Below are 22904 nucleotides of genomic sequence, written 5' to 3' on the forward strand. Positions count from 1 at the left end.
CCTGCCGTGCCCAGAAAAGCCGTATTTGTCGTCCTCTTCGTTGCGCTCCTCTCGGGCTGCCGCAAGTCCTCTACTCCGGCGGCAAACAGCTCCACTGCCGCACAGGTAACCTTTCATATACGCGGCAAGGTGGTCAGCACCGACGCCGCACACGTCACTCTCGACGGCGAGGCGGTCCCCGGTTTTATGGATGCCATGACGATGCCATACAAGCTCAAGGATCCGATTGTCGCGACGGAACTCCACCCCGGCGACCGCATCACGGCGACCATTCTTGCCGCTAGAGACGGGAGCGACTTCGCCAATGTCCGACTGGATAACGTTGTCATCATCTCGCAGGCGCGCCCCGACTATAAACCCGCCGTCCAGTACCATGTTCCCAAGGCCGGCGATGTGGTGCCCGATTTCAAGCTGCTCAACCAAAGCGGCCGTACCATCGATCTGGCGCAGTTCAAGGGCAAGGTGCTCCTGCTCACCTTTATCTATACCCGTTGCCCTCTGGCTGATTTCTGTGTGCGTATGAGTCGCAACTTTGCCGAAGTCGATAAATCCCTGGCAGCCGATCCAGCCCTCTACAAGCAGACGCATCTTCTCAGCATCAGCTTTGACCCTGCCTACGACACGCCGAAGGTGCTTCGTAGCTATGGCGGCGCTTACACCGGCCAGTACACCAAGGAGAAATTCCTCCACTGGGATTTTGCGGCTCCGACTGAAAAAGAACTTCCTGCGGTCACGCAGTACTTCGACGTAGGGGTTACGCCGGGAGACAGCAAGACACTGACTCACTCACTCTCGACCGTACTCATCGGCAAAGACGGAAAAATAATTGCGTGGTATCCCAACAACGAATGGAAACCTGCCGATGTGGTGGCCCAGATGAAACAAGCGGCTGGGATTTGAGGACTTGTGTGCAGGGGCGTTGAGCTTAGTAACTTCTTCCCAGTTCTCGCTTCAAGAAAAATACCCCAGCTAAGCCGGGGTATTTTTCTTGAAGTGAGGAATTAGAAGTGATAAGCAGCCCCAAAGGTAAGCAGTGAAGGGGTCAGACCGTTTTGTGGGAAGCCAAGCCATCTCTGGTACTCGAAGTCGGCGCGTGCGCTGACATGCCGCACAATGCGGTAATCGAGCCCCACGCCACCGGCGAAGAGATTGTACGCAAGGTTAGCGTGAGGATAGCCGGGATATGCCGGAAAGTTGAATACGCCGCGGCCATACATGAGCTTGCCATAGGGTGAGAAACGCCCATAGGTGCGATGGTAGCGCGCACCAATCTCATAGGTCTTTTCATAGACCTCCGACCCTTTTCCATCCTGGACGAAATGGAATACGCCCTCTACGCCAAGGTTGTGCATGAAGTCGAAGTCAAAATAGCCTGCGCCGCCATTGATACGGTTGGGAAGGTAATCGGAGTGGGCAGTTGTAAAGCCGCCTCCAATTTGCAGATCAGCGGTACGGGAAGCGGTTGGCCTGGCTTGTGCGAAGATCGTGGATGCTGCACTAGCCAGGCCGATGAGAACAAGCACTTTGATGAACAATCACATCTCCTGGAGTGTTGGCTGGCACTCCAATTGGATCAAAGGAGGGCTATCGGAAAGAATACGCGACTCCGACCGTCATGACGACAGGGGAAAGCCCTTTGCCTCTATATCCGGGCCAGTCCTGATATTCGAAATCGAAGGCGCGAACGTTGAGGTGCTTGGTGGCGCGCAGGTCCACTCCTCCGCCGAAGGACATGAGCCCATACGTATAGGTTGAAGCTTTATTTCCGTACTGGCTGGGTGCCTGATATCCAAAACGGCCAAAGCCAAAGAGTGCTTTGGCATAAGGGGTGAAGCGATTGTAGTGAAAACGGTATCTTGGACCGATGAGGTAGGTATCTTCGGAGATGTCGGTAGGGGTAATGAGATTGACGAAGTGCATATCGCCCTCGACACCGAGATGCCGCGTGAAATCATAGTCCCCATAAATGGTGAGACCGGCAATTCCTTTCGGACCGTAGTCCGGGCGGGCGTAGGTGACACCTCCGCCGATTTGCAGACTGCCCGAGCGAGTAGCAGTGGGAACAGCTTGTGCGTGTGACCACGTAGTGAGGCCAAGCACGCAGGCGAAACAGCCGATAAGGGTATGCAGTTTCAAGTGAGGTCGCCTCCTGTTGAAAATAATATGTTTTGGGTTAAATCCGATTCAGAAGAGAATCGAAAGCAGTTCACTCAGTACGGAGGCATAGGGGACCAGCCAAAAACGGCCGGTTCCCCCATGCACTCTCGATAAAGTTACTGCTGTGGAGCCGTGGCTTGAGGTTCCGAGTTTGCAGTTGCAGTTGCAGGGGCAGCCGCCGAGGGCTCAGCGGTATTAGTACCCTGCGTTGTTGGATTCGCCGCAGGTGCTCCAGCCGGGGACGGCTCCTGGTAGGCGGTCAGTTTCAGATAGACCGGTTCGACTTCAAATGGCATCTTGTCAGACGGGCTGAGTAGAGGCTCATAGGCGGTATGCATCACCGTCACCTGATCTGTCCAGGGGTTGAAGCGTAGGAAAGCAGAAAGCGGCATGGCTGCCTGCTGCTTGAGGTCGTTCGCGTTGAGCTTGGGACTCTTGCTCTCCAGCGCCTGCATCCAGAAGGTTGCGTCCTTGTCGTTCCTGACCAGGCCGTCTCCAATTTGCGGCTGATTGAGCGCCTGCAGCCCCTTGATGCGCTGCTGGAGCTGCTGCAGATAGAGACCAAAGTATTGCTCGCCGCCAACCAGTTCCTTGGCGTTCAGCAGTTCGATCGCTTTCTTGGCGGCAGCCTCGTTATCGGCGTCCGTATGGTGCATGGGAATGCGCTTGAACACTGAGGTTGAGGGAAAGAGTAGCTGGTCGTTGAAGGCGTACTTGGTGTCAAGACGGTGCCCGAGGATGATGTGAGCGACCTGAAAAGCCAGCAGGGCATTGAGATCGCCCATCTGTTGTGCGCCATCTTGCGTCACGATGCCGGTGGTGTCGATCAAGCCCTTAGAGAGAATGATCGTATTGCCGATCGCCAGCGATTCCAACGGCTGGGTGAGCATCGTCCGCACCCGGATAGGCTTGGAGAGCGCGATGTTGTTATAAGCGAGGATATTGTTGGCGAGATCTCCGAGTGTCTTGTCGAAATCGCTGGGGGCATCTATCAGGCCGGCCTGATAGAGACGGTCGACGATATTGTCCTCTGCCTGCTGGACCCATGCGCGCTGAGCACCAAGCGGACTTATGTCCTGAGCGTCATTGCTCACGTCGGTCGCGCCAACGACTTCGAGCGATGTGTTCTGCGAGTCCTTGGTCGGGACCTTCAAAGAATATCCCCAGATATGATTGATCGCTTTGAACTTCAGGGTGTGGGAAGGGCTGTTGGGATCGCTCTCTTCGACATAGGCGGAAGTTGGCAGCCAGAGGTTCGGCTGAACGTTAGTGCGCCAGCTATCGAAGTGATAGTACTCGCGGTAGCCCTTCTCGCTTCCGGCGAAGTCGCCGTTGAACCGGACAATGTTGCCGTCGCCTGTCTCTATCCAGATTCGGCCGAAGAAGCGGCCTTCCGACTTTGTTCCCGGCATGGGAGCGACATCGAAGACGGCGGTCGGCGTGTTCCCGAGAAATTCATTTCGGACGAAACCAAAGATGTAGTGCTGCCGGTCAAAGTCATTCGAATCGACGAGCAACATCTGAACAAAGCCGGTCTGATTGAAGTTCAGATGCAGGCTGTTGCCCAGGCCTGTGATGTAGGAACCGGAGTGTTTGAAAAAACCAAGCGGGCCACTGGATGTGGACTTGTTCTGGTAGACGTTATCCCCAATGACATTACTGAAATCGACCCGACCGAGGAAATGCTGGTCGGAGTCTGGAACCTGGCCCATGACAGGATCCGGTTTCATGTTCTGGATGTAGGTTTCGACGAGGGGAGCGCGTTGTTTGAGCGTCGCGATGACTACCTTTTCACGAGCGATAGCTTTGTCGATCAGCGCATTTTCCGATGGAGTAAGCTTGCGCGAGGAAACGACGTTCTGTCCCTGCTTGTTCTTTCCAAAGTGCGGGAAGGCGACTGCTGCACCGGCAGGGAGAGTGGTTGCGACAAAGAGCGCCAGCAGCACACCGGCGGTAGATTGTTTCCCGTAAATCATTGTTTGCGGCTCCTGCGGCGACCTTGCGGTCGGCCTTCGTAAAATAACCTTCACGTTAGCTGATCGATCTGCGATCAGACAAAATAAGTTTACCCGGCAAGCTGGAAGGCGACATTGACGACGCCCTCCCAGTCAACTGGCCGTCCGGATGCATCGGTGGCGGGAGAAAAACGAGTACCCTCTACGGCGCGGACGGCAGATTCACCGAGCCCGTAGCCAAGATCGCGGGTGACGCCCAGGACTTGGACGGCTCCCGAAGAAGAAACGCGGAGGCGAACGGAAACAGTGCCTTCGATGTGCTCCTTGATAGCCTCAGCGGTGTACTGTGGACGCGGTTTGTACAGAACCTTAGGTGCGGACCCCGCATGGGCAGAGGTCGGTGCGGAGGACGGAGCCGCGGGAGGGGGGGCGACGCGGCCAAGGTTGACAGGACCCGCAGCCTCACGACTCCGGGAGTTCATCGGTCCATTGCTGTTGGCAACGCCAAGATGAACACCGCGGACCGCACGGCTGGCGTTGTCCCTGCCGTTCAGGTCCTGACTGCCGGGCGAGCCAGAGCCGAGAGTAACGGATTTGGCAGCGGGGCCGGCACCTGAGTTCGACGCAGGCATGCCGGCAAGGCCTCTCTGTCCAAGATTGACAGAACTGACCGCGGGCCGGTTCGAAGGTGCGATCGGATTGTCAGGCCGCCCCAGCGCTACTGCGGAGGGATGGGGTGAGTTATTCACCACCGAAGCTGGCTGGGCACGTCCGAGATTGACGACACGCGGCGCGGGTGGGGGCTGAATCCGCTTGGGGGGAGCAGGGATCACGACAGGCGCGGGATGAGTCATCCGAACGGTCGGGATCTTTGGTTCAGGCACCTTGGTCTCAGGAATCTTTATCTTTGGCGGCTCGGGCTTAATCACAGGCGGCCGCGGGAGAGGCCTGGTGATGACCTTGGGAGCGGGTTCCGGCTTCTTGAGCGGCAGCGGCTCGACAAGGGTGATGACTTTTTGGGGTGGGGTGATCGTATTTCTGACCGCGGCCCCAATGATAATGATGACAATCGCAATCAGGACGTTGATGACGATGGAACTGAAGAGCGAGCCTCTGCTCTGATTGCCGTCGTTCAAAATGCCAAAATGGGTGAACTGTATATTCTGCGGTGCTGGGTTGTCGCTGCGAAGCGGCTTTACCATAGAAATCCTTCGAAAGGCCCCTTACTTATAGTGGCGGAGGATGAGCGGATTCCGGTGACAAAACCAGAACCGGGAGAACGGGAGAAAAAACTCCGCATCTAGCTGACGGAGAACCGTCGAGTGATCGAACTTCGCCGATCTACTCGATAAACTGTTGGCGACGGCAAGATGTTCTTCCGTCGCGCTGCGTATATATAGACAGACGAGAAAAGACGAGGAAAAGGTTGTAGCAGGCGCCGTGCTTTGGGGAGTAACTTTGCTTGATGTGCCGGCACTCTGCGAATTGCCTACTATAAGTATAGTGCCGGAAGGCTATCTGATTGACACTGATACTTTTGTGGTATCCAAGAAAAGGGCATAAACCGCAGTCAGGAGAGAGTTTCCTTTATGAACATTTTAGTAACGGGCGGCGCTGGATATATCGGGGGAACAGTAACGAGGATGTTGTTGGCAGCGGGGCATTCGGTGACGGTGCTCGATAACTTGTGCCACAGCAAGAGATCCGCGGTCGCGGAAGGCGCAGAGTTCGTGTTTGGAGATTTGGCGGACCGTCCGCTGGTGGAAAAAACGCTGAAAGATGGGCGTTTCGATGGCGTCATGCACTTCGCAGCTTTGATCGAGGCCGGCGAGAGCATGAAGAAGCCGGAGATTTATTTTCGGAACAATACAGCCTCGACCCTGACGCTGCTGGAGGCGATGCTCGCTACTGGCCACGACAGGTTGGTCTTTAGCTCGACGGCCGCCTGCTATGGAGAACCTGAGACAACACCGATTGATGAGGATGCGAAGTTGCAGCCGACCAATCCTTATGGGGAGAGTAAACTCCTTGTAGAGCACATGCTTCGATGGATGAACCTCATCCATAACTTTAAGTATGCCAGTCTGCGCTATTTTAATGTCGCGGGGGCGATTGAGGGATATGGAGAGGCCCATGAACCCGAATCACACCTGATTCCGCTCATACTCGACGTGGCGCTGGGGCGGCGCGAGAACATCAAGATCTTTGGACGAGACTATCCGACGAAGGATGGGACCTGCATCCGGGACTATATCCATGTGCGCGATCTGGCCGAGGCGCATCTGCTTGCTTTGGAAGCACTTAATCACAATAGCCGATTGATTTACAACCTTGGCAACGGACAGGGATTTACGGTGCTGGAGGTGATCGAATCGGTCCGACGCGTGACCGGAAAGCCGATTCCGGTTGAGGAACACGAGCGTCGGCCAGGCGATCCCGCGGTACTGGTTGCGAGTTCGGAGAAGATCAAGGCGGAGTTGGGCTGGAAGCCGCACCTGGCTGAGCTGGACACGATCATTGCCAGTGCCTGGGAGTGGCATCAGAGGCGCTATGTATGACAATTGGCGGTTGAGGAGACATTGCTTTTTATTAGGTCATTGAACTGCCATAAACGCAAAGGAGCAATTTTTTCGTGATCGAGAGCATGTTTCACCTTCACCTGCCGATTCTTGAGAAGCTGCTGCGGCCCATGATCGTCTACCTGTTCCTGATTGGGTTCCTTCGGCTGTTCGGCAAGCGCGAGTTGGCGCAGTTGAATCCGTTCGACCTGGTGGTTCTGCTGAGTCTGTCGAACACGGTGCAGAATGCGATGATCGGAGACGACAACTCCGTCACCGGTGGCATTATCGGCGCATTCGCGCTGCTGGCGATCAACTGGCTGCTGACGCTTGTGCTGTTCAAAAGTCCAAAGCTGGACAAGATCATCGAGGGCACAGAGACCGTGCTGATCCGGCATGGCGTCGTGGATGAGACGGCGATGAAAAAAGAGGCACTCACGGACGTGGAGTTGAAGTCGGTGCTGCATAAGCAGGGACTCAATGAATACTCTGAGGTGGAGAAGTGCGTTCTCGAGCCAAACGGCACGTTCTATGTGGAGGCGAAGGTTCCAAGTTCCGATGATGCGGAACGGATAGAGATACTGGCTCTGGTGCGGTCGCTTTCAATTGAGGTGCGGGAACTGAAAGGGCTGCTGGCGGCGCGAGGTTAAGTGATGCGATGATCGCTGTTTGTTTGCGCAGCGAATGGTTGTGCGGATAATATCAACCCGAGGGGAATGGGGTTTCCCGAAACCGTCCACCAGGACTGATGACTCCTGCCAATTCAATACGCTCCGCCAAGGCGGGGCATACTACGAGGGCAGGATGTCTACCTATTTCTGGATAACACTGGGCAGCGCACTCGGTGGTGTCCTGCGTTATGCGCTTACACGGCTCACTCTGGACAGCAGCACGAATTTTCCATGGGGCACGATCCTCATCAATGTGCTCGGCTGCTTCGTCATCGGATTCTTCGGCACGTTGACCTTTCCGGGTGGCCGGTTCGAAATTCCGGAAAACATCCGGCTATTTGTAATGGTGGGATTATGCGGCGGGTTTACGACCTTCTCTTCCTTCAGCCTGCAGACCTTTGACCTGCTGCGGACGGGGGAGTGGAGCCGTGCTCTGGCGAACGTCACACTATCCGTCGTGCTATGCCTCGGTTCCGTGGCCCTGGGGCATATGGTCGCTCATCATAGCAATAAAGTCTTTGCTGTCGCCGCGAATCAGGAAGAAGAATATACCGGCTGATAGAACCTCGTTGACCTCTAATCTTGCGCTTGATAGTCTACGGCTACAACTCTGGGTGATGGAGTTCGCCCTAACCGCCTGTGCTTCCTGCGCAAGCTGATGACTCCTACGACATCGTAGGGGGTTACTTTGCCAAAAAATAACGTGGTGTGGTCTGGCGGCGAGCAAGCGCACATCCTTGTCGATCTGCTTCGCTGGCTGGTTATTGCGACCTTGGCTGGAGTTTTGGCTGGCTCGGCTTCCGCACTGTTGCTTGCATCACTGGAGTGGGCGACTGCGGTGCGCGAAAGCCACAAGTGGATCATCGCCTTGCTGCCGCTGGCGGGTCTCTTTGTTGGCTGCCTCTACAAATATCTCGGCAGTTCGGTTGAGGCGGGCAACAACCTCATTATCGATGAGATTCATGATCCGAAGGCGGTGCTTCCCCTGCGGATGACCCCGCTCATTCTGTTGGGAACGGCGATTACACATCTCTTTGGCGGGTCGGCTGGGCGCGAAGGAACGGCAATCCAAGCTGGGGCGTCGTTGGCCGATCAATTGACCGGAATCTTCGGTCTCGATGCGAGAGACAGGCGCATTCTGTTGATGGCAGGGATCAGCGGCGGGTTCGGCTCGGTGTTTGGCACTCCTCTTTCGGGAGCCATCTTTGGCATTGAAGTGCTGGCGATTGGCCGCATCGGATACGACGGGATCTTTCCATGCTTTGTGGGAGCATTCGTGGGCGACTTTGTTACCCGCGCTTGGGGCATTCACCATACGGTCTACCGGGTCACCTCGGTTCCTTCACTGACCTTCACAGGCTTTCTTTGCGCAATTGCCGCGGGCGTTGCCTTTGGGCTGGTTGGCATGGCATTTGCAAAGACGACGCATGCAATCTCTCACTGGGGTAAGAAGACGATTGCATGGGCGCCGCTGCGGCCATTTACTGGAGGCGTCATTGTTGCAGTGGCGGTCCTTGCGGTTGGCACGACGAAGTACATTGGCCTCGGGATACCGACGATTGTTGCCGCGTTCGCGACCCATCTACCGCCATATGATTTTGCCGCCAAGTTTCTCTTTACCGCGGTCACGCTGGGCTTCGGGTTCAAGGGCGGCGAAGTCACTCCTCTTTTCTATATTGGAGCCACTCTGGGCAACGCCCTTGCATGGCTGCTTCCGTTGCCGTCGACACTGCTAGCAGGGATGGGGTTTGTGGCGGTCTTCGCCGGAGCGGCCAACACTCCGATTGCATCGTCCCTGATGGCTGTGGAGTTGTTCGGCGCCGAGGCTGGGGCATATGCAGCGATTGCCTGCGTCGTCAGCTATCTGTTCTCGGGGCACGCCGGTATCTACCACTCGCAGCGGGTTGGCCGCAGCAAGCACGCCAAAACGATCGGCGAGGAAGGTATGTCGCTCGCCTTTGTAGCGAAGGGAAGACTCGGACGGGTGCTCAATCCTTTGACGGACCTTAACGATTTTGGATTCTTGAAAGGAGAATCGATGAGTGAAGTTAGCGTATTGAGGCTTTACTTTGCGGCCTCGGACGTACACGGCACGGATTCGTGGTGGAAGCGGTTGTCGCCGCAACCGCTTGGCTCTTACCTGTTACGCCAAGCGAAAGAGATGGGTATCGAACAGGCATTGCTGCACCGCGTGATCGGCGGTTATCTCAAGAACCAGAACCTTGTGATGGATACGGGAGAGATTTCTCCGGCGAGACTGCCGCAGTGTCTCGAACTGGTGGGAGATGAGGAGCTGTTACATGCGTTTCTGAAGCAGAATAGCGAGCAGTTGAAGACGGTGCGGCCAGTTTTTCTGCGGGCCGAAGATGCCCGTATTGAGGCGGAGATTGAGGAGAACGAGATTCAAGAGATGCTCGATCTTGAAGGAAGATAAACTTTCAGATCCAAATAATGGACGTTAATGGCTTTTCCGCAGGCGGCTGGACAGATGGTGTCCTCTACAATCGAGCGAGTGAGGAACATGCCCAGTTATGAGCCCAATTCGCCCGCGCAAGAACGATTCCAGGATGTTGAGGATATTTTTTCTGACTGCCTTTAGCGCCATTGCCTTAAGTTCAGCCGCTGCACCTGCTTTTGCTGCCGGGGTGGAGTTTGGACCATCCAATCCGTTTTATGCACAGAGCAAGCTGCCGTTTCAGGCGCCCCCATTCGACAAGATCAAAGACAGCGATTATCAGCCGGCGATTGAGGCCGGCATGGCGCAGCAGCTTGTGGAGATGAAGGCGATTGCTGATAATCCCGCCCCACCTACATTCGAGAACACACTGGTTGCGATGGAGAAGACGGGCCAGTTGTTCGATCGCGTGATGATGGTGTTCAACGGCGTCACCGGCGCGAACATGAATCCTGTATTGCAAAAGGTGCAGGATATCGAAGCGCCGAAGCTGGCTGCGCATGACGATGCTATCTATCTGGACTCGAAGCTGTTTCATCGCGTCGAGACGGTCTACAAAGAGCGTGAGTCGCTCAAGCTCGATCCTGAGTCGTTGAAGCTGGTGGATTTTTACTACAAAAAGTTTGTTCACTCCGGGGCGAATCTCTCGAATTCAGACAAGGCGGAGCTGAAGAAGCTGAATGAAGAGGAATCGACGCTCTCGAATGCCTTTATCACCAAGCTGCTGGCTGCGACGAAAGATGCAGCCTATGTAACCACCGACACGGCTGCCCTGGCAGGCCTCAGCGAGGCGCAGATTGCCGGGGCGGCAGAGGCCGCGAAGGAGCGGGGGAAGCAAGGTTGGCTGCTTCCGCTGCAGAACACCACGCAGCAACCGGACCTGATTTCGTTGAGCAACCGCGATACGCGGAAGGCACTGTTCGAGGATTCGTGGACGCGGGCGGAACGAGGCGGCGCAGACGATACGCGCGCCACCATTGCCCGGCTTGCTCAAATTCGTGCGGAGAAGGCAAAGCTGCTGGGTTATCCGAACTTTGCCGCGTGGACGCTGGAGAATCAGATGGCGAAGACGCCCGAGGCCGCTCTGAAGTTTATGAACGATCTCGTTCCCGCTGCCACAGCGAAAGCAGCTTCCGAAGCGAAGGACATTCAGGCAGTCATCGATCAGCAGAAGGGCGGTTTTACACTACAGCCGTGGGACTGGGAGTTCTATTCGGAGCAGGTGCGCAAGGCCCGCTACGATCTGGACGAGGCGCAGGTGAAGCCGTACTTCGAGTTGAACAATGTGCTGCAGAATGGCGTGTTCTATGCCGCGAATCAGCTCTATGGACTGACGTTCAAAGAACGGAAGGACATTCCGGTGTACAACCCAGACGTGCGCGTCTTTGAGGTGTTTAACCCGGACGGCAAGCCACTGGCGCTGTTCTATTGCGACTATTTCAAGCGCGACAACAAGAACGGCGGCGCGTGGATGGATGTCTTCGTCGGCCAGTCAAAACTGCTGGGCACGCTTCCCGTGGTGTTTAACGTCGCCAACTTCACTAAGCCTGCGGCAGGCGAGCCAGCGCTGATCAGCTTTACTGATGCAACGACGATGTTCCATGAATTCGGCCACGCGCTGCATGGCATGTTCGCCGACACGGAGTATCCAAGTCTCTCCGGCACGTCGGTGCCACGCGACTTTGTCGAGTTCCCGTCGCAGTTCAATGAGCACTGGGCGACCTATCCGGCGGTTTTCAACCACTACGCAAAGCATTACAAAACCGGTGCGCCGATGCCTGCGGAACTGGCGGCGAAGATCAAGAAGGCGGCGACATTCAATCAGGGATATCTGTTGACCGAACTTTTGTCTGCAGCTGAGCTGGACATGCAGTGGCACACGCTTCCTGCCGACGCGCCGCTGCAGGATCCCGATACATTCGAAAAAGCGGCGCTGGAGAAGACGCACCTCGACATCAGCTATGTGCCGCCGCGCTATCGTTCCAGCTACTTCATGCACATATGGGGGACCGGTTATGCGGCTGGCTACTACGCCTACCTGTGGACGGAGATGCTGGACGACGATGCGTACCAGTGGTTCGAGGACAACGGCGGCCTGACCAGGGCCAATGGCGACCGCTTCCGCCAGATGGTGCTCTCACGAGGCAACACCGAAGACCTCGCAAAGATGTATGCGACATGGCTTGGGAAACAGCCTTATGTTGAGCCGATGCTCAAAGACCGTGGTCTGGAGCCTTCCGGTAAATAAATCAGAGTGGGCTCGCTGTCAGTCTTTCTTCGGAGAGACTGACAGCTTTTCCCTCGCGTGACGATAGCGCTCCGGCGGTGTGTCGAGCTGCGAGTCGCGGATGGCGGCACGATAACCGCCCATGTAGATGGAGTACATGACGGCCAGCGCGCAGCCTACACCGAAGGCAAAGCCCAGAAAAAAACCGATTGAGGCTGTCAAGTAAAAGGGCATGATGTTGAAGTCTATCGCGTGCCGGTTTGCCGAGGGTGCAATGGATGCTATACCTTTTTTCGATAAGGGACCTGGAGGTTTTTGCGTGGCATCGTCTGTTGAGCATATGAATCTGGATTCGAGTTTGAGGGAAAATCGGGTGTTTGCGCCGCCCGCGGAGTTTGCGGCCAAAGCCTATGTAAAGAGTCTGGAGCAGTATGAGGCGATGTATCGCCGCAGCGTCGAACAACCGGAGAAGTTCTGGGCAGAGGCTGCGTCGGAGCTGGAGTGGTTCGCTCCCTGGAATAAAGTGCTCGAGGGGGAAGGCAAGGACGCGAAGTGGTTTGTTGGGGGCAAGCTGAATCTCTCGCATAACTGCGTCGACCGGCATGCACTGGGGGCGCGCAAAGACAAGATTGCGCTGCTGTGGGAGAGCGAACCGGGCGAGGTGCGACGTCTGACCTATGGCGACCTTCACGATCAGGTGCAACGGTTTGCGAATGTACTGAAGGGGTTGGGCATCAAGCGCGGCGACCGCGTTGCGATCTATATGGGCATGTGTCCCGAGTTGGCGATTGCGCTGCTTGGCTGTGCGCGAATCGGAGCGATTCATTCGGTGATCTTCGGCGGATTCGCCGCTCATGCGATTGTGGATAGGGTGAACGACTCACAGTGCGTCGCTGTGCTGACGCAGGACACGAGCTATCGACGCGGCGGCGAAGTGAAGCTGAAGGCCATTGTGGATGAGGCGCTGGAGAAATGTCCGTCGGTGAAAAACGTAGTTGTATATCGGCGTTCCGGCTCTGGGATCAAGATGAAAGAAGGCCGCGACATCTGGTGGGATGAGGCGATGCTGCAGGCCGGGCACGAGTGCGCTCCGGAATGGATGGAGGCTGAGGATCCGCTGTATTTGCTGTACACGTCGGGTACAACGGGCAAGCCCAAGGGGCTGGTACATACGACGGGCGGCTATTCGGTACAGACATATCTGACGAGCAAGTATGTCTTCGATCTGCGCGAAGAGGATGTCTATTGGTGCACGGCTGACATTGGCTGGGTGACGGGGCATAGCTATGTTGTGTATGGCCCGCTGCAATGCGGCGCTACAGTCATGATGTACGAAGGGGCCCCCAACTGGCCGGAGAACGACCGTTTCTGGAAGATCATCGACGACCATAAGGTGACGGTCTTCTACACCGCTCCGACGGCGATTCGTGCGTTTACGAAGTGGGGCAACGAGTGGGTTGCGAAGCACTCGCTGGCGTCGCTGCGATTGCTTGGAACGGTAGGCGAGCCGATCAACCCTGAATCGTGGATGTGGTATCACCGCGAGATTGGCAAAGAGCGCTGCCCCATCGTCGATACCTGGTGGCAGACTGAGACGGGATCGATCATGATCGCCCCAATTCCGGGCGCCGTACCTGCGAAGCCGGGCTCAGCGACGCGACCGTTCTTTGGGATTGTGCCAGAAGTAGTCACGAGATCAGGCGAGCCGGTCCCCGACGGGCAAGGCGGCCTGCTGGTGATTCGTAAGCCGTGGCCTTCGATGGCGCGGACGATCTATGGCGATCCGGAGCGGTATGAGCAGGCTTATTGGAGCGAGATTCCGGGGAGCTACTTTACCGGCGACGGCGCACGGCGCGATGCCGATGGCTATTTCTGGCTGATGGGGCGCGTCGATGACGTCATCAACGTGAGCGGCCACCGGCTGGGAACGATGGAGGTGGAATCGGCTCTCGTCGCCCATCCCAAGGTGGCTGAGGCGGCAGTGGTTGGCCGTCCTGATGAGATGAAGGGGCAGGCGATTGCCGCGTTTGTCACGCTAGAATCCGGGCATGTTGCCAGCGAAGAACTTCGGCAGGAGTTGCGACAGTGGGTGGCTAAAGAGATTGGCGCGCTGGCTCGTCCCGACGATCTAAGATTTACGGACTCGCTGCCGAAGACGCGAAGCGGCAAGATCATGCGACGGCTGCTACGTGAACTGGCCGCTACTGGCGAGGTGAAGGGCGACACGACCACGCTCGAGGACTTTGCCGTGATTGCGAAGCTGCGCGAAGGAGAGGAATAGGGAAGAGACCTACCCTCGCAATGCCTAGAGAAGATTATTTGGTGGTTTGGTCGGCAAGGTGAAGTGGAACGTTGTGCCTCTGACCGGGTTGCTGGTGGCCCAGATGCGGCCTCCGTGCTGGGTGACGATGCCTCGACAGATGGCCAATCCAAGGCCGGTACCGCCCAGGTCGCGTGAGTCTGAAGCGTCGACCTGGTGGAAGCGCTCGAAGATGGTCTCCAGTTTATCGGCGGGGACTCCGCGACCCTGGTCGCTGACTTCAATGATCGCTTCGTTCTCGTCGAGGTTGTAAGCTGTCAGGCAAATTTGGCCGCCGGGGTATGAGAATTTGATGGCATTCGAGATGAGATTGTTGAGCGTTTGAAGAATGCGATCGGAATCGGCCCAGACTCTGACGTCACCTGTATCGAAGGAGATGCGGACATCCGGTTTGGGAATTTCCGTCTGCTGAAGGCCGGCTGCGCGTTGCAGCAATTCTTCTATACTGCACATGACCGGTCGGAATTCGGCCTTGCCGCTGCCGATGCGTTCGAGGTCGAGGATATCGTTGACCAGCCGGATGAGACGGTCGGAGTTGCTGATGGCGATATCGAGCATCTGTCTCGCCTTATCGGGACGATCAGCCAGGACGCCGCCGCTTAGCAGTCCCAACGCTCCGCGAACCGAAGAGAGCGGAGTACGCAGTTCGTGGGAGACAGTGGAGATGAACTCGTCTTTCATGCGGGTCAACGCATGACGTTCAGTCGTATCGGTGAACGCGACGACGACGCCGACAGCCTTGATTTTGCCGCGGTCGAGCGTTTGCGAATCAAGCTGTGGGCGCGCCACATAGTCAACAGGAAAGCTGGTACCGTCCTTGCGCCAGAAGACCTCATCAGAGACACGCACGGTGTCGAAGTGGGTAAGGCTCTTGCGGATGGGCGAGTCCTCGCTGAGATAAGGCGTGCCATCGGCGCGAGTGTGGTGGATCAGCTCATGCATCCTGCGGCCAAGAATCTCGCTCTGCCTGTAGCCCAGCATCTGGGCGGCTGCCGGATTGACGATGGTCACTCTGCCTTCGAGATCGAGCCCGTAGATGCCGTCGCCCACCGATTCGAGGATGGAATCTGATTGATTGGTAAGCCTTCGGAGGCGGCCTTCGACTCTGACCTGCTCGGTGATGTCTACGCCGAAGCCAAGGACGTAAGGGGCGCGGCCCGACGCAAGGATGAGCTTATTGCGATATGCGACGACGCGGGTTTCACCATCGGTATGCGCGAGGTGGAGAAAACCCTGCGCTTCGCGGGTCTCAGCAATCTGTGCGAGGTAGGTCTCGAGAAGAGCTTTGCGTTCAGGAACGATGAATTCCTGGAGCGAATGGCCAACCATCTCCGCCACGGTCCGCCCAATCGTCTCTGCGCCGTGGACGTTGACGGAGAGCAGGACACCGCGCAGATCGTGGGTACAAACCATGCCGAGCGAGCCCTCGACGAGCAGGCGGTAACGGGCCTCGCTTTCGCGCAGCGTGGCCTCGGCGGCCCGTTGCGTGGTGACGTCAATGCCGGTGGCGATGATGAACGTGATCTGTCCCTGCGGGTCGCGCAGCGCGGTGGCCGTCCACGCGATGCGGCGAAGACTTCCGTTGCGGTGCAGCCATTGGTTCTCAAAGGTGGCAGGAAAATCGCCGGAGCGGAGGCGCTCGAAGTCTTCGATGGCTTCAGGGATCTCGTGGCGAGGAATGAGCTTGTCCCAGGGATAGCGGCCGACCAGTGTAGTGAAGTCATAGCCGGAGGCCGTCTCGCAGGCGCGGTTGAAGCGGACGATGCGGCCAGCCGGATCAAAGACCGCAACCAGTGCGCCAACCGTATCGAGGACCGCTGAGACGAAATTGCGCTCTACAGTCAGAGCGGACTCCACGCGCTGGCGGTAGCGTGCCGCGCGGCCAATCTGACGGATCCTGCTGTTGAGTTCAAGCCGGGTGATCACCTGCCGCCCCAGAACATTCAGCGCCGAGGACTGCTCCGGCGTGAGTGTGCGAACGGGATGATCAAGAACGAACAGCGCACCAAGGTTGATTCCGCCCGGCGTAATGATCGGTACGCCGGCATAGAAGTTGTAATGCCGTCCCTCAAGGAGGATGCCGTCGGGTGTGTAGTTGGGATCAAGGCGCGCATCGCGGATCTCATAAAGAGTGTCGCCCAGAATTGTCGTCTCGCAGGGCAAGCTGCCAAGTGCAACATCCTGCGCGTATGTCCCGAAGCGCGACTTCAACCAGATGCGGTCGTCGCCGATAAGCGAGATTGCAGCAACGGGAGCATTGCAGACCTGGGCAGTCAACTGGGTGATGCCATCGAGGATGGAATCCGACGCAGCAGTGAGCACCTCATATTGACTAAGGGCTTCGATCCGCAGGACTTCGTCGCTGACATGGAGAGGATTCATCTAGCCTCTCGATGGTAGGGGAAGCCATAAGTGCTGACACTGCTACTTTTGGGGTACCGGGCCGAGCTAAGGTTTGGGTAAAGTGCAGCACTCGCCTGCTCCTGGAGGCTCATCTGCACTGGCGTCCATCGCGACCTTCCAGCTTCCATCGGCCACTTTTTTCCAGACCGTGAAGTAGCGCCCGGAGATGACGACCGGCTGGCCATTCTTGTCCTTTGAGTGGCCTTCATAATGCCCCCAGGTAAAGCCCATGTCGTTCGATGGGCCCATCTGAGCTCCCTGGGGAGTCCAGGTGAGCTGATAATTCGTCGGATCCCATTGTGCCTGTGCGGCGATGGCGGCGCGTCCCATCACGGGAGGGCGGCCATTGTTGAGAGTAACGGCATCGTCCGCAAACCAGCTTGCGAACGCCTTGCCACCGCCGGCAGCCACGGATTTCTCAAACTTGCCGTCAAGCTCCAACAGCAACAGGACGCCAGGGGAGAGTGTCGGTTCGACGAGCGGGCTGACAATGCCGGCCGAGGGTTTAGCGACAGAGTCGAACCCTGGAGCGACGGAGACCGGGCCGGTCTGTGCCGCAAGCGGAAGCGCGAGAGCCGCGCAAAGAACCAGACCAATGCTAAGACTCGAAAGACGCCGCATATATGACTATGCTACCAGCCGGAGAATGGGAGGCGGGTGAAGGGTGCAAACCGGCGCCCCAAGAGCATGGCGCGACATTTTTTGCTTGCTTATGGGCAACGATTCCGTGGTTAGACAACGCTCGAAATGCGAAACTACCGGTAAGCCAAGCACGGGTATGGCTGGAATGGCGATTCGTCGGTCATTCATGGTTCTCCCCTTACATGGCAGGAGGATGGTGCGGATCGATGTGGCCTGTGTCGGGCACTTCATCAGCCTTCGGCCCCTTGTTGCCGGATGGATTGACGGAGTCGCGCAGCTCTTTCGACGGTTTGAAAAAAGGAACGCGTTTTGCCGGAACGTCGACCTTGTCTCCGGTCTTCGGATTGCGCCCGGTGCGTGCGTTACGCTGGCGCGTACGAAAGCTCCCGAAGCCGCGGATCTCGATCTTGTCGCCGGACTTGAGAGCGCCGATGACAGCCTCGAAGAGGGTATCGACGATGACCTCCCCATCGCGGCGGGTGAGGTCGCCCAGGGCGGTCACTTTGTCTACGAGGTCTGCTTTGGTCATGAGCGGGTTCCTTTCGTGCTTGGGAGGGCCATAAAGTTTTGATGCAAGATAGTTCCTTAGCGTTGATTGTAGACGGGATGGGAGCCATTCGCGGCCTAAATTGCAACGAAAAAATAACCAGTCAACTGAATGAATTGAGATGCGAAAATCCCCCGGTCTGTCACACCGAAGGATAAAAAAGATCCGCTTTTATTCCGGGCCTTCATTCAGATCGCTGACGATTCTCCCCTAAAGGCGGCAGGAGAGTGTTTTACTTCCACATAAAGTAGAAACCGGGAGCATGGTCGAGGAGCTGGCCAGGATTGGAAAACAGGTCGTCGGCGTTCCCGGTCAGCAGTGCAAGTATTCCACTCTTATTTTTGGGTGAGCGCACAACGTTCGGCTCACCCGAGATCCCGACGCTCCGGGCGGTGTCGATCAGCGCGATGCGGAATCCACCTACTTTGTCGATGAGCCCCAGCGGAAGCGCTTGTTCGCCCGTCCAGACCTGGCCGGTGGCAAGCGGCTTGATCTTGTCATCCGAAGTGTGGCGGCCGGTGGCAACGTCGTGGATGAACTGTCCGTACATATTGTCGACGAGAGATTGGAAGTAAGCCTGCTCCTTCGGTGTGGCGTCGCGGCTGGGGTCGCCTGCATCCTTGAGTTCTCCGGCGTGAATTACGACGCTCTTCAACTTGGCCCAGTGCATCAGGTCGCCGTAGTTGGTCCACTCCATGATGACGCCGATCGAGCCGACAACGGAGGCATCGTTGGCGTAGATTTTGTCGCAGCCGCTGGCGATGTAGTAAGCGCCGGACGCGCCCACCGACTCGACCGACGCGACGATCTTCTTATGATTGTCCTTCCTGACACGAAGGACCTCGTGGTAGATCTCCTGCGAGGCAGCCGCTCCGCCGCCGGGTGAATTAATGTGCAAAATGATGGCTTTGACTGAAGAATCCTCGCCGAACTTGCGGAGCTGGGTGTTGATATCGTCAGCTGACAGGATGACGCCGTTGATGTCAATGACGGCGATCCGGCTTCCGGCTCCTAGATCGAGGCCGTCCGTTCCAGTGGCCGAGCGTACAGTCATCCAGACCATGAAGGTGAACAGCAAAACCACGGCTGCAAGCGAACCGGCTATTATGCCGATGTAAAACCATGGCGAGCGTCGCGGCGGTGGAATATATTGCGGTGAATACCCTTGGTACTGAGGAGGGTAAGCCTGGACAGGCGGGGCATACGGAGCGGCGGTATAAGGGGGAGGCGGCGGTGGTGGCTGAGGTATAAAATCTTCCGGCATGGTGAGGAGTGTAGCAAAGACAGCGGCTGGCTATATAAGTCAGCCAAACCAAGGAACTGAATTTGTACAAGCTGCGCCTTAATTCGTGTATCGGCGTCTAAATATTGCAGTATGATGAACAACGGTAGTTTCAGTCGCTCTCATTAGTCATTTGCGCACCAGAAACCTGTTTGCCGAAAGTTTGGTCGTCCGATGTCGCATCCTCAGTTAAGTATTGTTATTCCGGCGTATAACGAGGGAGCGCGCATCGAAGCCGCTCTCGAACGGGTGACCTCTTGTGTCGCCGCACAGGGATGGGACGCCGAAATTCTTGTTGTGGATGATGGCTCGAAGGACGATACCGCCGCAATCGTTCAGCGCTGGATGGAAAACTATCCACGCCTTCACCTGGTTCAGAACCCCGGCAACAAGGGCAAGGGCTACTCGGTGCGCAATGGTTTGCTGCAAGCCGCTGGGGAAATTGTAATGTTTACGGACGCCGATCTCTCCGCCCCCATGGAAGAGGCGGAACGCCTTATCGCCGCGTTGGCTGCCGGCGCCGACGTCGCCATCGGCTCGCGATGGATGGACAGGACGAGGCAAACGATTCACCAGCCCCTATACCGCCAGTTTTTCGGGCGATGTTTCAATTGGATTACGCGTACCGTAATGAATCTGCCTTTCAAGGACACGCAATGTGGATTCAAGGCATTCAAGCGGCCTGCGGCGCAGGTGATCTTTCGCCTCCAGACTATCGAACGCTGGGGCTTCGATCCAGAAATTCTGTTCATCGCCCGCAAGCTGAAGTATGTCGTCCGTGAGGTGCCGGTGACCTGGGGACATGATGAGCGTAGCCGCATGAGCTATCTAAAAGATGGCCTCAAGATGCTGGAGGACATGGCAAAGATTCGAGCCAATTCACTCGTCGGCCGCTATGATGAGGCAATCGCCGCGATGAAGGACACAAGCACCATGGTCACGGCGCCCGTGGAGCACGTGACCAAGGTGAGTGCTGAAGTTCGGTAGCGCACGTCTCCCTCTGGCAATACACAACGCATAACTCCCGTTTTAAATACATCGTAAGTTCAGCGGAACCACTATGCTCTGTCTGAACTGCTGGTGACGCAACGGTGCGAACCACGGACAACTACATCAACAGCATCTTTGAGTACATCTGCGCCGCTGCGCCACCCCGTGACGCCTGCAACAGGCGGTGAAGAGCAGGACCATGGGGCAGCGCCCCTGATCGTCTTTCACCTCGACGCGACGGGCATGGGACAATACCGAAGAACGGGGGTTGCCTTTGCTGCGATCTGCACTGATTGCTCTTTCTCAAAGTAAGAGGCTCCGAGCATTCTCTGAGCGTTCCTCTATGGGTCGCAAACTCTCCGGCAGATTTATTGCCGGCATGTCAGTCACAGACGCACTCGCCGCCTGTGACCATGTAAACCGTGAAGGCATCGCCGTCAGTCTCGATTCCCTCGGCGAAAGCGTCACTGTCGAAGCGGAGGCCCGTGCATCGGCGGCCATCTATCACCAGTTGCTCGATGCTATTCACGAACGCGGATTGAACGCGAATGTAAGCGTCAAGCTTTCGCAGATGGGCATGGACTTCGATCCTGCACTGGCTGAGCGCATCGTTGGCGAGATCGTAGATCATGCGTCCCAAGTCGGCTCATTTGTGCGCATCGACATGGAAGGCTCGCTCTACACCGAGGCCACCATCGCCATCACCGAACGGCTCGCCGCCCGCTTCCCCGATCGGGTAGGCACCGTATTACAGGCATATCTTTACCGAACGGCACAAGACACCGAACGGCTGCTCGCACAGGGAATTCGAATCCGTTTGTGCAAGGGTGCCTATAAAGAAGGACCCGACGTCGCCTTTCCTACCAAAGCCGAGGTCGATGCGAACTACGTGAGGCTGATGAAGCGGATGGTTACCTTTGCCAAAGACGGCAGCGGCGTCTTCTGCGGCATCGCCACTCACGATGAGGTAATCATTGAAGAACTGCTGGCCTTCGTACGCACCAACAACGTGCCGCAAACGGCCTTCGAGTTCCAGATGCTCTACGGTATACGGCGCGACCTGCAACGCCAGTTGGCCGCGGACCGATTCGGTGTACGCGTCTATATACCCTTTGGCCCGGAGTGGTATCCCTACTTCATGCGTCGGCTGGCAGAACGTCCCGCAAACCTCATCTTCCTGCTTCAGAATTTCTTCAGGGCCTGAACCGCTCGTCTGCCGGAAAGTGGAGAGTACTCAGACGCGGAGGTTGTCAGCTCGCCAGTTGACGATAGCTTGTTTGATCGCCTTGGGTTCAAGGTTCTGGGTAAGGGTGCGACGGGCCAGATCCGGTAGTTCGGCATCAGAGGCGAAGCGGAGGGCAATGAGTTGACGGGTCGTGAACTCATTAATGTGCATGTGTTCGCTAGCGGGCAGCAGCGTGGCCAGTCGGAGACGCTCCTCAAGTCGGATGATGCGGTCCTGCGCAGTGAGGGCCTGTCTCCTGCCGAGGAGCGCCAGAAGGATGAGGGCGATCGACATGACGATCCACCAGTGGAAGAGATATTTGTGCTCTGGGTAGCGGTGGAGCGTGTCGTAGACAGAGAAGATGAAATTGAGAACGAGGATCGGCATCAGGACAAAGTGAAAGGGCGGATAGAAGCGGGTGTGGTTCTTGAAGTTTTGCGGTGTGGACATGAGCAGTCCTTTCGGCATTCAGATTGAGTGCAGTGCAAGATCCCCAGGAGCCTGAGCGACGAATCAGCATACCATTTCGCCTTGGTTTTTGAGGCTGTCCGGTTGTGGAGAGCGGCAATGCGCTTAATCTTCGACGAAAGACTTCAGCCGGGCGAGCGCCTGCTCCCATTGCCCGGAGACTTGATTGAGGTAATGTTTCATCTCTTCGAGCGGTGCTGGATTGAACTCGAACAGACTCTCGCGCCCGCTACGTACGCCGCGCACGATTCCTACGTTCTCCAATACGCGGAGATGCTTAGTGATCGCCTGTCGGCTCAACGAGGAATTTTGGGTTAGCTGAGAGATAGAGTGCGGCTGTCCGTCACAGAGCTTGATTATGAGGGACAGCCGGGTTTCGTCCCCCATTGCGGCAAAGACGGGGGCATGGGCTTGTAAGGAGGCGATGCTACTAGGGCTTTTGGGCGACATGGATCTCGATATTCTCCATCTGCTGGGACCAGCCGCCGTCATTCATGCGGAAGGCTTCAGAGCGCCGGTCGCTGGGGATCTTGTCGAAGCCGGATTCTGTGAGCAGAAGCAGGGTGCCGTCTGGGATCGCTTCCAGCTTGAATTCGACCAGGGTGGGCGATTCGTGCGAATAATCCATCTTGGGATCGATTGCATAAGGGTGCCACGTGAAGGAAAAGAGTCGGTCGGTCTCCATCTTCTGCACGACGGCTACCCATTGGAGATGCTCGTAGCCGGGATAGGTGATATGGCCTCGTGAGGTCTCGCCGGGTACGAAGGGGCCATCGAGCTTGACGCGGAACCACTCGCCAAACTCGCGATAATCCGTTAGGGCACGCCAGACGCGTGAGACTGGAGCCTTGAGTTCAATACGCTTTTCGATACGGTTATTTTCCATAAGCAACCTCGTGGTTGCATAATAGCGTGATTCGAACTTAAGGGCAACCTTATGGTTGCACTTAATCGATGGCGAATGAGTTGCTCTACCATGGCGGTACAAGACGTATTCAAGGAGG

Annotated in this window: 22 protein-coding genes, 1 pseudogene and 2 riboswitches; of the genes and pseudogenes, 10 read left to right on the forward strand and 13 right to left on the reverse strand. The window is 56.8% G+C overall.

The window, feature by feature from the left end; genetic code table 11:
* The first annotated feature begins 6 nt into the window (after window positions 1–6).
* On the forward strand, window positions 7–900 hold the full coding sequence (locus P4G45_RS06965) for an SCO family protein (RefSeq protein ID WP_348268951.1): 894 nt from the start codon (window positions 7–9) through the stop codon (window positions 898–900).
* Between the two features lie 101 nt (window positions 901–1001).
* Here the strand turns inward: P4G45_RS06965 and P4G45_RS06970 are convergent, their stop codons facing one another.
* The 4 genes from P4G45_RS06970 to P4G45_RS06985 all read right to left on the reverse strand — a co-directional run bounded on the left by P4G45_RS06970 (window position 1002) and on the right by P4G45_RS06985 (window position 5314).
* A complete protein-coding gene (locus P4G45_RS06970; protein WP_348268952.1) occupies window positions 1002–1535 on the reverse strand; it encodes an outer membrane beta-barrel protein in 534 nt (177 codons plus the stop codon).
* A gap of 49 nt (window positions 1536–1584) precedes the next feature.
* Entirely contained in the window at window positions 1585–2136 is a 552-nt protein-coding gene (locus tag P4G45_RS06975; RefSeq protein WP_348268953.1) for an outer membrane beta-barrel protein, read from the reverse strand.
* A 137-nt stretch (window positions 2137–2273) separates the two neighbouring features.
* Window positions 2274–4133 carry a hypothetical protein gene (locus P4G45_RS06980; RefSeq protein ID WP_348268954.1) on the reverse strand — a complete coding sequence of 620 codons (1860 nt, stop codon included), beginning with the start codon at window positions 4131–4133 and terminating at the stop codon, window positions 2274–2276.
* Between the two features lie 89 nt (window positions 4134–4222).
* A complete protein-coding gene (locus P4G45_RS06985; RefSeq protein ID WP_348268955.1) occupies window positions 4223–5314 on the reverse strand; it encodes a TonB family protein in 1092 nt (363 codons plus the stop codon).
* A 387-nt stretch (window positions 5315–5701) separates the two neighbouring features.
* Here P4G45_RS06985 and galE point away from each other — a divergent pair, with 387 nt between their 5' ends.
* From galE to dcp, 5 genes are all read left to right on the forward strand, one after another.
* Window positions 5702–6670 carry a UDP-glucose 4-epimerase GalE gene (gene galE / locus P4G45_RS06990; RefSeq protein WP_348268956.1) on the forward strand — a complete coding sequence of 323 codons (969 nt, stop codon included), beginning with the start codon at window positions 5702–5704 and terminating at the stop codon, window positions 6668–6670.
* A 74-nt stretch (window positions 6671–6744) separates the two neighbouring features.
* Window positions 6745–7320 (forward strand): YetF domain-containing protein, encoded by a 576-nt coding sequence (locus P4G45_RS06995; RefSeq protein WP_348268957.1) that lies wholly within the window; start codon window positions 6745–6747, stop codon window positions 7318–7320.
* 53 nt (window positions 7321–7373) lie between these two features.
* Window positions 7374–7435: riboswitch (Fluoride riboswitch) on the forward strand.
* A 39-nt stretch (window positions 7436–7474) separates the two neighbouring features.
* Window positions 7475–7900: a fluoride efflux transporter CrcB gene (gene crcB / locus P4G45_RS07000; protein WP_348268958.1), complete on the forward strand. Its 426-nt coding sequence runs from the start codon at window positions 7475–7477 to the stop codon at window positions 7898–7900.
* Between the two features lie 45 nt (window positions 7901–7945).
* A riboswitch (Fluoride riboswitch) is annotated at window positions 7946–8016 on the forward strand.
* A gap of 13 nt (window positions 8017–8029) precedes the next feature.
* Window positions 8030–9775, forward strand: a complete 1746-nt coding sequence (locus P4G45_RS07005; RefSeq protein ID WP_348268959.1) for a chloride channel protein — start codon at window positions 8030–8032, stop codon at window positions 9773–9775.
* A 97-nt stretch (window positions 9776–9872) separates the two neighbouring features.
* Entirely contained in the window at window positions 9873–12044 is a 2172-nt protein-coding gene (dcp, locus tag P4G45_RS07010) for a peptidyl-dipeptidase Dcp (RefSeq protein WP_348268960.1), read from the forward strand.
* 18 nt (window positions 12045–12062) lie between these two features.
* Here the strand turns inward: dcp and P4G45_RS07015 are convergent, their stop codons facing one another.
* On the reverse strand, window positions 12063–12257 hold the full coding sequence (locus tag P4G45_RS07015; RefSeq protein WP_348268961.1) for a hypothetical protein: 195 nt from the start codon (window positions 12255–12257) through the stop codon (window positions 12063–12065).
* A 106-nt stretch (window positions 12258–12363) separates the two neighbouring features.
* On the opposite strand from P4G45_RS07015, the gene acs reads away from it, so the two are divergent.
* Window positions 12364–14304 (forward strand): acetate--CoA ligase, encoded by a 1941-nt coding sequence (gene acs / locus P4G45_RS07020; RefSeq protein WP_348269228.1) that lies wholly within the window; start codon window positions 12364–12366, stop codon window positions 14302–14304.
* Window positions 14305–14328: 24 nt separating this feature from the next.
* Here the strand turns inward: acs and P4G45_RS07025 are convergent, their stop codons facing one another.
* From P4G45_RS07025 to sppA, 4 genes are all read right to left on the reverse strand, one after another.
* Complete coding sequence (locus P4G45_RS07025; protein WP_348268962.1) at window positions 14329–16725, reverse strand: PAS domain S-box protein; 2397 nt, start codon at window positions 16723–16725, stop codon at window positions 14329–14331.
* A 66-nt stretch (window positions 16726–16791) separates the two neighbouring features.
* Window positions 16792–17367, reverse strand: coding sequence for a nuclear transport factor 2 family protein (locus P4G45_RS07030; protein WP_348268963.1), 576 nt, complete (start codon window positions 17365–17367; stop codon window positions 16792–16794).
* A gap of 199 nt (window positions 17368–17566) precedes the next feature.
* Window positions 17567–17917, reverse strand: a complete 351-nt coding sequence (locus P4G45_RS07035; protein ID WP_348268964.1) for an HU family DNA-binding protein — start codon at window positions 17915–17917, stop codon at window positions 17567–17569.
* Window positions 17918–18167: 250 nt separating this feature from the next.
* Window positions 18168–18989: a signal peptide peptidase SppA gene (gene sppA, locus P4G45_RS07040; RefSeq protein WP_348268965.1), complete on the reverse strand. Its 822-nt coding sequence runs from the start codon at window positions 18987–18989 to the stop codon at window positions 18168–18170.
* A gap of 68 nt (window positions 18990–19057) precedes the next feature.
* On the opposite strand from sppA, the gene P4G45_RS07045 reads away from it, so the two are divergent.
* The 3 genes from P4G45_RS07045 (at window position 19058) to P4G45_RS07055 (ending at window position 21411) form a co-directional block, all read left to right on the forward strand.
* Window positions 19058–19186, forward strand: coding sequence for a hypothetical protein (locus tag P4G45_RS07045; RefSeq protein ID WP_348268966.1), 129 nt, complete (start codon window positions 19058–19060; stop codon window positions 19184–19186).
* A 205-nt stretch (window positions 19187–19391) separates the two neighbouring features.
* Window positions 19392–20204 carry a dolichyl-phosphate beta-glucosyltransferase gene (locus P4G45_RS07050; RefSeq protein WP_348268967.1) on the forward strand — a complete coding sequence of 271 codons (813 nt, stop codon included), beginning with the start codon at window positions 19392–19394 and terminating at the stop codon, window positions 20202–20204.
* Window positions 20205–20550: 346 nt separating this feature from the next.
* Entirely contained in the window at window positions 20551–21411 is an 861-nt protein-coding gene (locus tag P4G45_RS07055) for a proline dehydrogenase family protein (protein ID WP_348268968.1), read from the forward strand.
* A gap of 30 nt (window positions 21412–21441) precedes the next feature.
* On the opposite strand, the gene P4G45_RS07060 is transcribed toward P4G45_RS07055, so the two are convergent.
* The 4 genes and pseudogenes from P4G45_RS07060 to P4G45_RS07075 form a co-directional block, all read right to left on the reverse strand.
* On the reverse strand, window positions 21442–21882 hold the full coding sequence (locus P4G45_RS07060) for a DUF6526 family protein (protein ID WP_348268969.1): 441 nt from the start codon (window positions 21880–21882) through the stop codon (window positions 21442–21444).
* 123 nt (window positions 21883–22005) lie between these two features.
* Complete coding sequence (locus P4G45_RS07065; RefSeq protein WP_348269283.1) at window positions 22006–22146, reverse strand: hypothetical protein; 141 nt, start codon at window positions 22144–22146, stop codon at window positions 22006–22008.
* Window positions 22147–22200: 54 nt separating this feature from the next.
* Window positions 22201–22392 (reverse strand): annotated as a pseudogene (locus P4G45_RS07070) (hypothetical protein); the annotation flags it as partial.
* Window positions 22331–22786, reverse strand: coding sequence for an SRPBCC family protein (locus P4G45_RS07075; protein ID WP_348268970.1), 456 nt, complete (start codon window positions 22784–22786; stop codon window positions 22331–22333). The gene P4G45_RS07075 and the pseudogene P4G45_RS07070, both read right to left, overlap by 62 nt.
* Between the last annotated feature and the right edge of the window lie 118 nt (window positions 22787–22904).

Origin of the sequence: Edaphobacter paludis (genome assembly GCF_039993895.1) — a bacterium.
Classification (GTDB): Bacteria; Acidobacteriota; Terriglobia; order Terriglobales; family Acidobacteriaceae; genus Edaphobacter; species Edaphobacter paludis.

Bases quoted from the DNA above. Each gene is read 5' to 3' on its own strand.
- P4G45_RS07025 (WP_348268962.1), bottom strand. From the start codon at position 16,725: ATGAATCCTCTCCATGTCAGCGACGAAGTCCTGCGGATCGAAGCCCTT.
- crcB (WP_348268958.1), top strand. From the start codon at position 7,475: ATGTCTACCTATTTCTGGATAACACTGGGCAGCGCACTCGGTGGTGTC.
- P4G45_RS07050 (WP_348268967.1), top strand. From the start codon at position 19,392: ATGTCGCATCCTCAGTTAAGTATTGTTATTCCGGCGTATAACGAGGGA.
- P4G45_RS06985 (WP_348268955.1), bottom strand. From the start codon at position 5,314: ATGGTAAAGCCGCTTCGCAGCGACAACCCAGCACCGCAGAATATACAG.
- P4G45_RS07035 (WP_348268964.1), bottom strand. From the start codon at position 17,917: ATGACCAAAGCAGACCTCGTAGACAAAGTGACCGCCCTGGGCGACCTC.
- P4G45_RS07075 (WP_348268970.1), bottom strand. From the start codon at position 22,786: ATGGAAAATAACCGTATCGAAAAGCGTATTGAACTCAAGGCTCCAGTC.
- P4G45_RS07030 (WP_348268963.1), bottom strand. From the start codon at position 17,367: ATGCGGCGTCTTTCGAGTCTTAGCATTGGTCTGGTTCTTTGCGCGGCT.
- P4G45_RS06980 (WP_348268954.1), bottom strand. From the start codon at position 4,133: ATGATTTACGGGAAACAATCTACCGCCGGTGTGCTGCTGGCGCTCTTT.
- acs (WP_348269228.1), top strand. From the start codon at position 12,364: ATGAATCTGGATTCGAGTTTGAGGGAAAATCGGGTGTTTGCGCCGCCC.
- P4G45_RS07055 (WP_348268968.1), top strand. From the start codon at position 20,551: ATGGGTCGCAAACTCTCCGGCAGATTTATTGCCGGCATGTCAGTCACA.
- P4G45_RS07015 (WP_348268961.1), bottom strand. From the start codon at position 12,257: ATGCCCTTTTACTTGACAGCCTCAATCGGTTTTTTTCTGGGCTTTGCC.
- P4G45_RS07060 (WP_348268969.1), bottom strand. From the start codon at position 21,882: ATGTCCACACCGCAAAACTTCAAGAACCACACCCGCTTCTATCCGCCC.
- P4G45_RS07045 (WP_348268966.1), top strand. From the start codon at position 19,058: ATGGCGAGCGTCGCGGCGGTGGAATATATTGCGGTGAATACCCTTGGT.
- sppA (WP_348268965.1), bottom strand. From the start codon at position 18,989: ATGACTGTACGCTCGGCCACTGGAACGGACGGCCTCGATCTAGGAGCC.
- galE (WP_348268956.1), top strand. From the start codon at position 5,702: ATGAACATTTTAGTAACGGGCGGCGCTGGATATATCGGGGGAACAGTA.
- dcp (WP_348268960.1), top strand. From the start codon at position 9,873: ATGAGCCCAATTCGCCCGCGCAAGAACGATTCCAGGATGTTGAGGATA.